Here is an 11,411-nt window from a genome sequence, read left to right as displayed (position 1 = left end):
TCCCTCAAATCTGCGACGGTGCGGCTCTTGCCACAAAAAGACCCGGCCGCAGGCCAAGCCGTGTGAAGGCGAACCACGCCATTGCTACGTTCCAGGCGACGACACCCGTCGAGATCGCAACGGCCGCGCCGAGAATGCCGAACGGCCCTGCGAGCAGGAAGCACAGCACGAGGCCGATCAGCGCCCCGCCCGAGTGCATGGCGGCGCCGGCGGTCTCGCGGCCGGTCATGGTCATCAGGTGCTGCTGCGGGCCTGCCGCGGCGGCGACCAGCTGTCCGGCCACCAGGACTGCCGCGGCGGGCGCTCCCTCGGCGAAGCCGGGGCCGAAAAAGCCAAGGAGCATCGGCATCGCGATGAGCATCGGCACGGCAATGCAGGCCGCACCCGCAAGCGTGAGCCGCGCGGCGCGCCTGGTCAACGCCTGCAGGCCATCGTGGTCGCCCTGGGCATGTAGCGAAGCCACGGTCGGCGCGAAGGCGGCCGCCACCGCCATGCGGGGCAGGGCGATCAGGATGGACAGGCTGAACGCGACGGCGAAAATCCCGGCGCCGCGCGCATCGCCCAGAAGTCCGAGGACGATGATGCCGGACCGGGCCATGACCACGTCCGCGCCCATGATGACGGTCAGCGGCAGCGCCGGGCGCATCCAGTCGCGCAAGGCGGAGTGCGGGCTCACTCCATCCAGTTCCGCCGGGCGCTTGCGCCGGACTTGGACGATGGCGATCGCGAGGATCAGGCCGCCGCTTGCCGACATGGCCGCCATTGCCGTCGGTGCCGTGGCGGGTGCGAAACCAAAACCCACGAGGCCCGCCAGCAGGACAATGGCGAAGGAATCGCGGCCCAGCCGCAGTGGCGCGAGCGCGGCGACGACACTGCCGAAGGCCCGCACGATTGATGCACCGACAAGTTGAAGAGCGAACAGCGGCGTCGCGACCAGCGCAATCAGCAGGGTAACTCGCAGTTCTGGTTCCGCCCCCGTCGACAGTGTCAGCGCCATCCCGAGCAACGCGACCAGCACACTCGCGACGGCCACGATCAACGCCGTGAACCGGATCACACCCCGCATTGCGGCCCAGTTTCCCTCTGCGCGGTAGGCAGAGAGGAGCCGAAGGAGCGAGACATGGAAGCCAAGCGTGGAGAGCGTGGAGGCGACAAGCAACCAGGAAACGGCGTACATGTAGATGCCGAAGCTGTCGACGCCAACCAGGCGGGCCGTGGCAACCTGCGCCAGATAGCTGACCCCCGCACCACCGACGAGCACGGCGAATGCTCCGGCGCTGCTCGTGGAGAATCCTTTTGAGGCGAGGCCTCGGGCGCGTAACCGCTCGATGAAGGCCAACGACCACCGACGCTGCGCTGCGGGCGGTTCCCGGTCGATGACGCGTGTCACGCTTCTTTCTCCCGCATGAGTTCAGCGATACGACCCCGCATGGCTCCCGCGGCCGGACCGAGAGCTTCGCGGTCCGGGCAGGCGACCCGTATAACGGGGATTCCGCTGGCTTCGACCAGGGGCGCCAGCGTTTCAAAGATCCCGATCTGGCGGAGCGTCTCGGGAATGCCGAGCTCGAACAGACGTTCCGCCGCCGACTGAGCAGCACGGCGGTCGTGCAGCCGTCCTGCGATTACCTCGCGTGGCGTCTCGATCCAGACGACAAGATCCGGCTGCGGCACGATGCTCAGTGCCCGCGCCAGGATGTTCAGTTCGGAGGTTCCTGAGATCGCCGCAAGCGAACCCACCGCGGTGACGAAACCCTGATCGAGAAGAGCAACTCCTCCGGCGGCGCGCTCGCGGCGCAGGCGCTGAGAGAGCTCCGACAGATACCGCCGATACCTTAGCCGTTTGAGCGGGCTCGCGGGTGGAATTAGCGCAATAAGCCGTTCGGTCGTGTCACAGGAGCGCGTGCGGTTACCTAGATGCGGGATCGCCTGCACGATTTTTGCGCCGCGCGCCGCGACCGGGAGAAGGCGGGACCGTGCCGCGGTCTCCATTTCGGCAGGGCGGGCGCTTGCCACCAGACGTACTTCGGGGAATTCTTGGACGACAGCTTTCGCGAGCGTCGTTTTGCCTGAGGCGGAAGGGCCCACGAGTTCGACGACCAAGCCCGGCAGGTCGGCGTCCTTTTGAAAAGTGGCAGGCGATGCGGTGTACATTATGCTTCGCTCCCGGCCTTCAAGGCAGATCCGCAGCCGTGCGGAGGAGCGCTGTCCCCGGCGCCGAAACCGCGCCGAATTGTTGCGCCTCGACAATGGACTGCCGGGCAACCTGGACGACGTCGCCCGGTTCCAGCTCGAGGTCGAGCGCGGCCTCGATCGACTCCTCGGCGCTGGCGCGCACGACGGTCACGACGATCTTGCCATGCGTGCCGGCGGCTGGCGGGGCCAAGCCCGCCGCTTCCAGCCGGGCGACGAGCTCATTCAGCTTGGCGGCTTCGGCCGCGCGCTTGACCCGCGCCTGCTGGATCTCGTCCAGTAGTGACAGGTGTCGGTGGTCGTCCAGCCGCTCCAACTCGCGTGCGACCTCTATCTTGCGCCGCTCCAGTTGCATCAGGTTGGTTTCCGTCTGCAACCGGCGGGTCGCGGAGATGAGTGCCGCGCTGCGGAGGTCGGACAGGCGGGACTGGGTGTAGAGGCCCTTGCCGCTTAATTCGCGCGCCTGTTCGAGATCCGCGGCGTCGGCGACCTCGGTCTCCTTCTCCACTTCGAGCTGGCGCACCAGCACGGCCGTCTGCTGGTCAATCTGGGTAAGGGAGCGTTCCAGGAAGCTGCGTTCGCGCTCGTGATCGAGGGCGCGCGCTTCGCGTAGATCCTTCTCTACGCGCAGGATATCCTCAAGTGCAGTGTTGCGCTGCGGTCGCGGTGGCAGCTCGGCGGGCTCGAAGCCGATGTCTTCCCCGAGTTCCGTGCGCAACCGCCAGACACGAGCTTCCATCGCGGCAAGCGCGTGCCATGCACCGACGTAGTCGGCTTCGAGCCCCGCCGTGTTGACGACCGGCCCCACCGCCGGCGTCAACGCAACGCCGCCGGCGGCGGCGATGATCTGTCGAACCGTCATGCCGGGGCGGAATCTGAATTCGCCCGCCCGTGCAACGTCACCGCTGACGAACACCGGCCGATACTCGGATATCCAGGCGCTGACCTGGTCGCGTGCGAAAGAGCGCAGATGCTCCTGCCCGTTCGGCGTGTAGACAGTGACGAGGCGGCTTGTGACCACGGCGCGGATGCTCTCGCGCAGATCGGGCATCGTGCGTCCGGCGGCACGAACCTCGCCAATCAGCGGCAAACTGAGGTATCCGTCGAGTTGCACCTGCGCCTCCTGCGAGAGGTCGGGCACACCGGCAATGCTCATGGCGACGACGTCGCCGGCAAGGAGGCGGTATGCCTCGTCCGCCCGGACCCCGGTGCTCCAGAGTATCGAAGCGAGGGTGAGCCCGGCAGCCGATGCAAGCGTGAAGTGCCGATGACCGATCGTCATGTCGCGTACCCCTTTTCCTCACGGACCTTCCCGTTCTTCAGGCGGGTGCGCCACCACTCGACAGTGCGAGCAAGCCCTTCCGGAAGGTCGATACGCGGCCGCCACCCCGTTGCCTGGCGCAGACGGCTGTTGTCGGCGAGTAGCTCGCGAACCTCGGAGCGTGGTGGTCGCATTCGGGCGGCCTCGGTCTCCACGGGTTTGGCGCAGCCGACGATGGCGCGGATCATCTCGATGAGGTCGCCGACCGAAACGGCATGCCCAGTGCCCGCATTGTACGGAACACCGTACAGGATCTCGGGCGTGCCGCCGAGCGCCAGGAAGGCCGAGGCGGTGTCCTGGACGTAGGTGAAGTCGCGCAACGGCGTCACATCGCCGACGCGGATGGAGCGAATCTCGGGATCGAGCGCCTGGCGCAGCACGGTCGGGATCACCGCGCGCTCGCTCTGGCGCGGGCCGAAGGTGTTGAAGGGCCGCAGGATCGCGACCGGCATGTCGTGCGAGCGGGCGAAGGATTCCGCCAGCATGTCGGCGCCGATCTTCGTGGCTGAATAGGGCGACTGACCCTGCAGCGGATGGTCCTCGCTGATCGGCACCGTGAGGGCGGTTCCGTAGACTTCGCTCGTGGAGGTGTGGACCACGCGCGGCACGTCATGCGCTCGCGCGGCCTCGAGCACGTTGAGGGTTCCGCTCACGTTGGTGTCCACGTAGGATTGCGCCGCCACGTAGGAATGCGGGATCGCGATCAGCGCGGCGAGATGGAAGACCACGTCCTGCCGTGCCGTCAGCCTGTGGATCAGCGCTGCGTCCCGCACGTCGCCGCGCACGGCGTTGACGGAGGACCGCACCGCGGCGGGCAGGTCGTCGATCCAGCCGAGCGAGTCGAAGGAGTTGTAGAGGCATAGCGCCGTGACATTGGCGCCGGCCGCGATCAGCGCCTCGGTCAGGTGCGAGCCGATGAAGCCGTCCGCGCCGGTGACCAGGACATTGCGGCCTTCGTAGGCAGACTTGGTATGCATATTCCTCATTCTCCGGGAATTCTTTTGGCGGCCGGGTCATACTCTGGATTCAGGCTTCCGAGCGAGCGGCGCCCCGTGCCACGGCCGGGAGCGCGGCGCCGCGCCGCTTTCGTGACGGACTTCCCGGCGAGCGGAACGTTGGATGCTGGCGCGGGCGTCGCGCCCAGAACCGCCAGCACGCCGCGCAACAGCCAGCCGATGTCCCGGATCGTGGTCCGATTGGGGTAGTACTGGAGGTCGAGCGTCGCCTTGGTAGGAAAGAGCACGCGCCGGTAGAAGACCGTCGGATCCTTTTCTGCCGGATAGAGATCGGCTTCGCTGCGGAATGCGACCTGGCTCGGACCGAAGATGCCGGGCCGGTGCTCCAGCACCCCGAGGAAGGCGCCTTCGAAGCAGTCCGCGAAATCCAGGCTTTCGGGGCGCGGGCCGACGAAGGCCATCTCGCCGCGCAGGATGTTGAACAGTTGCGGCAGTTCGTCGAGCTTGGTCGCCTCGAGGACCCGCCCGACCCGCGTCATCCGCGGATCGCCCTTGACCGTGAGCGGGCACCCCTGCGTCGCGGGGTTGGGGCCGAACTTGCGGAACTTGTACATCCAGAAGCGCTTCCCGCCCTTGCCGAGACGCACCTGCGCGAACAGGATCGGCCGGCCGGTCTCCAAAAGGATCGCGATCGTGATCAGGAGCATCAGCGGCGCGAGGACGATCACGCCCACGGTCGCCAGCACGAGGTCGAGCGCCCGGCTCAGGGCTTCGGATGGCGTCGGCTGTCGTGAGGCGCGGAGTGTCGTCATGCGGCGGCTCCCTTGATCGGCTGCATTGCGGCCTCGAGCACGCGCGCGGCACGCTCGACGTCCGCTTCGGTCATCTTCGGATGAAGCGGCAGGGTCAGCTCCCTGCGTGCGAACTCCTCCGTCACCGGAAGGTGCAGTTCGGGCCAGCGGTCGCGGTAATAGGAGAGTTCATGCACCGGCGGGTAATGGACCGTCGTCTGCACGCCCGCGTCGGCCATCGCCGCCGCGACGGCGTTGCGGTCGGCGCCGGCCGGCAGGACGACGGGGAAGATGTGGTCGGCCGATGCGCCGCTGCGGGGCCGTGGCACGCCGAGCGCGCCGCGCGCCTGCAGGGGCGCCAGACGCCCCCGGTAGAGAGCCGCCAGTTCCGAGCGCCGCGCATTGAACGCGTCGAGCCGCGCGAGTTGCACGAGGCCCAGCGCCGCCCGGATCTCGTCCATCCGGTAGTTCCAGCCGGGCGAGACCACGTCATATTGCACGGACCGCGCCTGAAGCCGCTGGTGAGCGTTGGACGTCATGCCGTGAGCCCGCATCCGGCGCGCGCGGTCCAGCAGCGCGGGGTCGCGCATGAGGATCATGCCGCCCTCGGCGGTGGTCATGTTCTTGTTGCCGTAAAAGCTGAAGGCCGCCGCGTCGCCGTAGCTGCCGACCTCCGGCACGCCGACCGCATGGGCGGCGTCCTCGATCAGCAGGAGGCCGTGACGGTCGGCGAAGGCCCGCCAGGCCGCGCGCTCGGCGAGATGGCCGGCAAAGTGCATCAGCATCACGGCGCGGGTGCGCGGTGTCACGCGCGCCTCCGCTTTTTCAAGCGACATCAGCGGCTCGTCGAGGCTCTCGATATCCACCAGCACCGGCTCCGCGCCGGTGTAGTGGATGGCGTTCACCGTGGCCACGAAGGTCAGCGACGGCGCCAGCACCTCGTCGCCGGGCCCGATGCCGAGCGCCTCGAGCGCGAGGTGCAGAGCCGCGGTGCAGGAATTGACCGCGACGGCGTCACCGGCGCCGTGACGTTCCGCGAAGGCCCGCTCGAAAGCGGCCACACGCGGGCCGAGCGTGATCCAGCCGTCCTCGATCACCTGAGCGACGGCCGCTTTCTCCTCGGGTCCCAGGACGGGTTCTGACACGAGCAGCATCGAAATCTCCTTACTCGCACACCGTTCAGCCCACCGCTGCCAATCCTTTCGGCTTGGCTGGCAGAACGTCAGGAAACGGCACCCAGGCGCTCATGCGCGGGCGACTGTTCGTCCCAGTCCAGGATCTGGGCGCTCTGGAAATCGTCGACGCGGCCGATATCGAGCCACAGCCCGTCGTGCCGGTACGTGTAGACGGGCTTGTCGCGTGCGAGCAGGCAATACATCAGGTCATCGAAGCCGAAGGGCACGCCGTCCGGAACGTATTCCAGCGCCTCGGGCTCCATGCAATAGACGCCCATGCTCATCAGGTTGGTAAGGCTGGGCTTCTCCTTGAAGCTCTTGACCCGGCCTTCGGGCGCATCGATCACGCCGAATTCGAGCGGCGTCTCGCGCAGCGCGGTTGCAACGGTGACAAGGCCGCCGCAGCGGTGGTGGCAGGCGGCGAAGGCGCCGATGCTGAGATCGGTCAGAACGTCGCCATTGATGACCATGAAGGTCGTGTCGAGTTCGTCGCGCAGCATCCCGAGGGGGCCGATCGTGCCCAGGGGTTGCCTCTCGATCGTGTAGCGGATGTTCATCGACCACTGGCGGCCGTCGCCGCAGAAGCTGCGGATCAGATGGCCGAGATAGCCGGTCGTGATATAGACATCGCGGACGTCGTTGCGACGAAGCCATTTGAGCAGCAGTTCGAGAACAGGTTGGGATTGGACTGGCATCAGAGGTTTGGGAAGAACCATGGTGTATGGACGCAGGCGCGTTCCCTTACCCCCGCACTGGATAACAACCTTCATTTCACTCGCTCCTTACAAAGACACATGCTCAAAGACGCTTCAAATAATCTCGCACCCAAGGACAATCGCACCATGCGATCCGTGACTGGACGAGAATGCGTTCAGCTCTCTACGTTCTCGCGGCTTAGTTAATGGTAACGCAGCCCCCCCGGCGGATTCAGTCGCCCATTCAAGGTATATGCATTGGGGGGGGATGAGCACTCTGTGGGGAACGGGGGGTACTCAATTGGCATGAGGCCGGGATTACTCCCTAGTTGAACTTCGACCGCTAACGGGCTTGTGCGAGCATTAATCTGTTTAGGGCCGCGGCGGAGCTCCTCCGATTTCGGGGCCGGAGTTAGCGTGCGTCCACGAGATCGGCCTATATGTGCCGACCGGATTGTATAGAGGCCGGCCGGATCTTGGTTTTAAGACGCGACGGTTCCCGGGCAGCAAGCCTGCCCGGCGTGTCGAGTAAAGTGAGTGCGAGGGGATTTCGATTTATGCGCAAAGGTCTTTTCATTTGTCTTGATACTTCAAGCCCGCATTCGACGTCATGGCGCTTCATTGACACCACGTATCGCGCGCCATGACGACGATCCTTCTTGCTTTCGGTCTGGTGCTTTATCCGTCGACCCAGTTGCGGTTCGGCGGGTTGCCGCTCGGGCCCGGGGAACTCATGCTGGTCGCCTGGCTGGGCATCGCCGCACTTCGGCAATTCCTGCAGCCGGCGATTACGGGCAACCTCGCCCTGCGACGCCTGAGCGCGTTCTGGTTCGCGCTTCTATTGGCGCAAAGCGCCGGGATGATCGTCGGACTTGTCCGCGAGCCGTTCCATTTCTACAGCGGCATCATTCATGACATCTTCGCCTATTCGCTGTCCTGCGCGCTGGCCTGCATGTTCGCGCTCGAACTCGGTGACGCGGAGCGGCGCCGGCGTGCCGTCTGGCTGGTGGTGGGGATCGGGACTGTGTCGATGTCGATGCAGCTCGCTGGCGGCTATGGCCTTTTCCCGTCTCTGGGCACCAATACCTGGTATTTCGAGCGGCTGATCGGCTGGTCGGTCAATGCCAACCAGTTCGCCTTCTTTGCGCTTTTCTTGTTTCTTCTTGCGTCCTACCTCGCCGAAACCGCCCGTGCGCCGCGTGAGGCCGTGACGGCTCTTGCTTGTGGAGCGCTGGCGGCTTTGGGGGGCATCCTGAGCCGGAGCGACGCACTGGTCGTCGCGCTGATGGCCGCCGGCTCGGTGTTCCTGATCCTAAAATCCATCACGTGGCTAAAGAACCTCGAGATGGCGCCCACCCTGCGGGGATCGACCGTGGTGCTTGGCCTGCTCTCGCTCCCCCTCGCCGCCGCGTCAGCGGTGCCGTTCACGTCGGCGGCGCTGGAACGGGTCGAGGATTACTCCGCCGAAGTATACGCCGACAACGGGCAAGGTGAGCTGCGGTTGAACCTTTGGATGGAGGCTTGGGAAAAAGGTCTGGAATCCGGAATGATCGGCTACGGGCCTGGCCCGCACCTCACGACGGTCAAGTCCTGGAAGCGACCGCCTCCGAACAAGTTCGAGGCCCACAACACCTCGCTTGACCTCTTCACGCAGGGCGGGCTCGTGGCGTTTGCGGCATTCATCTGGATCTGCGTGTCCACGTTGCACTCGGGCTGGCGAGCCCGGCTGCCGGTATTGACCGCCCTTGTCATGGCGTGGGCGGTATTCAGCATGTTCCATTTCATGGTGCGGCACCCGATCTTCTGGTTTGGGATCGTGCTGTGCCTTCTTGAGGCGGAGCGGACACGCTCGGCGCTCCGCCTGCGTCGTTCGGAGGCTGTGCAATGATTTATGATAATGCGGACGCCCTGCACTTCCGCCAGGTTTCGACCCTTTTGCGGAGACGTTGGCTTCTGATCGCCTTGGTCACGCTTTTTGGCGGCGTCGTGGTCGGCGCTGCTGCCTTTCTGCTGCCACCGACCTACACGGCCAAGGCGCAGATGCTGCTGGTCTCCGAAATCCGCGACGGCGTAGAGACCATGGACGACGCTGCGGTGGCCACTTTCCTTGAGCTTCTGAGGTCGCCTGACCAACTCCGGCGTCTGGCCACGAACCTTGAGGAGGCCGATGCGGTGGCAGAGGACGCGATGGGCTTGCCCGGTTACGAGGCGTTGGAAGAGCGTTTGCGAGTCTTTAAGGAGCACGGATCGCGCCTGATCTCGGTTACGTTCTCCTCCAGCAATCCCGAAGTGGCGGCCACGGTCGCAAACAAGACCATCGAGGTCTATCTGGACGGAGTAACGGATCGTCTGGAGGTCGAGCACGACAAGGCGCTGCATGCCGTTGCCGCCCGTCTGGAAACAGCTCGCGACGATCTTGATCGGACCATCGACGAGCTGAGGGTTTATCGCGTCGCCAACGGTGTGATCGACGCCGGCCGGGCCGACGAGATTGACATCCAGATCGGTCAGATGAGCCGACAACTCTCCATAGCGAGTGCCGAACTGGCGACTCGCGAGGCACAACTGCGCAGCGTGGGAGAAAACGCAACCCGCGTGGCGAATGTGGATGCCAGAGGTGCGGTGGTCGTCGGAGATCCAGCGCGTGGCGATGCGGCCGGAGGCAACGTCAAAGCGCAATCGCTGCGGGTGGACCGTGACGAGCTGGAGCGGGCGCGCGCCGAGGCGGTGGCGCGAGTCGGCGATATCGATGAGCGCCTCAATGCGTTGCGGGCGGCGGGCGCCGCCGCGGGCGAGCAGCAGATCCAGTTGCGGGAGCTCGAGCGGGAAGTGACGGCAGCTGAAGAGGCCTATGAAAGCCTGATCCGTCGCCGCGCCGATCTCGTCAGCCGCGGCCCCGGACGGCCTCCGGCGCGCATCGTCTCGCTGGCGGAGGTTCCGGAAGTGCCAAGTTCCCCCAATCCGCTCTTGTTCCTGTTCCCTGCAATCGTCGGCACGGCGGCGATCGGCGCCATGGTCGCGCTGTTGCTGGAGCGCGCCGACCAGCGTCTGCGGAGCGAGCAGGACGTGGAAGACACGTTGCAGGTTCCGTGCATTGGGTTGGTGCCGAAACGCCCGAGAACGCTGGCGAAAGATCCGTCCGACATTCTGCCACAGGACCCGTTCACGCCCTACGTCGAAGCCGTCCGCGCCATATCGGTTGCAGCGCGAAAGCGCGTCGGATCGGCCCTGGAGCCGCGAACCTTCCTCGTAACATCGGTCGCAGAAGGCGACGGTGCCACAACCACCGCTGTCGCCTTCGCACTTTATGCCGCGCGTTTGAACCGCCGGGTCCTGCTGATGGATCTGAATGTCCGGCGGCTGGGGGTCGCCGCCGCGCTGGGCGAGCCCGAACCCGAAGAACTGCTCGACGAGCCCCCGGAAAATGCGATCCGCAGGGTTGAGGCGCTGGGCGTCGACTATCTTTCCCCGTTGCGGCGTGACGCCGATCCACTCACGGTCCTGTGCACCGACGAGTTTCCGGAACTCCTGACCCGACTCGCCAAGACCTACGATTACATCGTGATCGACAGCGCGCCCGCCGCCAGCGCCACGGAGACGCGTCTCCTTGCTTCGATGGTCGATCGCGTTCTGTTCGTGGTGAAGTGGGGCGCCACCGAAGCCCGCGCAGCCCAGGCCGCGTTGCACGGCCTGCGCGCGATGGGGGGCTTCATGCCGGTGGTTTCGGTCGTGATCGCCCAGGCCGACATGCGCCGTCATGCGCGTCATCGGTACGGCGAGGAGCGCAACATGACCACGGCGGTTCAGCGTGCCTGAGGACTCTATCCTATGGGGCGATGCTTCGAAGTCCTTCGGCGCTGTGAAGGCGTTCCAAGGGGGCAATGGCCTTGGGTCAAAGACCTTTGTTCCATGAGATGCGCGTCCGCAATCGATATTGAAGAGCCTGCAGAAGGTGCGGCCGGCTCGCTTCGCGAAGCGGGACCGTGCGGTCGAATCATTCGGAAAGCTTCATTGGGAGGGTAAGATTAGGAACCTGCCGTTCATATCCGGAGCGATCGGGCGCCGAGAGTTCACAAAGGCCGAGGGCGCTTGCGGCTTCCCTGATCGCCGGCGCCCGCTGATATGAAAAGAGCGGGCCACACATGCGCTTGTGCCCGCGATCTTGCGCGCTCGTCCCTGTTGGCGTGGCTTCGTGGCGCGGTCTGCGACGACCGTGAATGGAACAAAGTCAACGGATCTCTTGCGGGCCGCTTTCTCGATGCTCGTCCGAGTTGCCACTGGCG

Annotated in this window: 9 protein-coding genes; 2 read left to right on the top strand and 7 right to left on the bottom strand. The window is 65.6% G+C overall.

Features of this window, described 5'->3' with window-relative positions:
* Positions 1 to 4: 4 nt before the first annotated feature.
* The 7 genes from OEZ60_RS10200 to OEZ60_RS10170 form a co-directional block, all read right to left on the bottom strand.
* Positions 5 to 1,390, bottom strand: a complete 1,386-nt coding sequence (locus OEZ60_RS10200; RefSeq protein WP_263335610.1) for an oligosaccharide flippase family protein — start codon at positions 1,388 to 1,390, stop codon at positions 5 to 7.
* Entirely contained in the window at positions 1,387 to 2,151 is a 765-nt protein-coding gene (locus OEZ60_RS10195; protein WP_263335609.1) for an AAA family ATPase, read from the bottom strand. Before OEZ60_RS10195 ends, OEZ60_RS10200 begins: the two co-directional genes overlap by 4 nt.
* A gap of 19 nt (positions 2,152 to 2,170) precedes the next feature.
* Positions 2,171 to 3,472: a polysaccharide biosynthesis/export family protein gene (locus OEZ60_RS10190; protein ID WP_263335606.1), complete on the bottom strand. Its 1,302-nt coding sequence runs from the start codon at positions 3,470 to 3,472 to the stop codon at positions 2,171 to 2,173.
* Positions 3,469 to 4,488 carry an SDR family NAD(P)-dependent oxidoreductase gene (locus tag OEZ60_RS10185; protein WP_263335603.1) on the bottom strand — a complete coding sequence of 340 codons (1,020 nt, stop codon included), beginning with the start codon at positions 4,486 to 4,488 and terminating at the stop codon, positions 3,469 to 3,471. The genes OEZ60_RS10190 and OEZ60_RS10185 overlap by 4 nt, the downstream gene beginning before the upstream one ends.
* 5 nt (positions 4,489 to 4,493) lie before the next feature.
* Entirely contained in the window at positions 4,494 to 5,279 is a 786-nt protein-coding gene (locus OEZ60_RS10180) for a sugar transferase (protein WP_263335600.1), read from the bottom strand.
* Complete coding sequence (locus OEZ60_RS10175) at positions 5,276 to 6,412, bottom strand: DegT/DnrJ/EryC1/StrS family aminotransferase (protein WP_263335598.1); 1,137 nt, start codon at positions 6,410 to 6,412, stop codon at positions 5,276 to 5,278. The genes OEZ60_RS10180 and OEZ60_RS10175 overlap by 4 nt, the downstream gene beginning before the upstream one ends.
* Before the next feature lie 68 nt (positions 6,413 to 6,480).
* Positions 6,481 to 7,203: a nucleotidyltransferase family protein gene (locus OEZ60_RS10170; protein ID WP_263335596.1), complete on the bottom strand. Its 723-nt coding sequence runs from the start codon at positions 7,201 to 7,203 to the stop codon at positions 6,481 to 6,483.
* 568 nt (positions 7,204 to 7,771) lie between these two features.
* Between OEZ60_RS10170 and OEZ60_RS10165 the strand changes: the two genes are divergently transcribed.
* Both OEZ60_RS10165 and OEZ60_RS10160 read left to right on the top strand, forming a co-directional pair.
* On the top strand, positions 7,772 to 9,016 hold the full coding sequence (locus OEZ60_RS10165) for an O-antigen ligase family protein (RefSeq protein ID WP_263335594.1): 1,245 nt from the start codon (positions 7,772 to 7,774) through the stop codon (positions 9,014 to 9,016).
* Complete coding sequence (locus OEZ60_RS10160) at positions 9,013 to 10,944, top strand: GumC family protein (RefSeq protein ID WP_263335593.1); 1,932 nt, start codon at positions 9,013 to 9,015, stop codon at positions 10,942 to 10,944. The genes OEZ60_RS10165 and OEZ60_RS10160 overlap by 4 nt, the downstream gene beginning before the upstream one ends.
* The last annotated feature ends 467 nt before the right edge of the window (positions 10,945 to 11,411 follow it).

This window comes from Albidovulum salinarum, from assembly GCF_025673475.1.
GTDB lineage: Bacteria > Pseudomonadota > Alphaproteobacteria > Rhodobacterales > Rhodobacteraceae > Albidovulum > Albidovulum salinarum.
The sequence above is the reverse complement of the archived record's forward strand: the minus strand, read 5'-3'. Positions and strand labels throughout refer to the sequence as shown.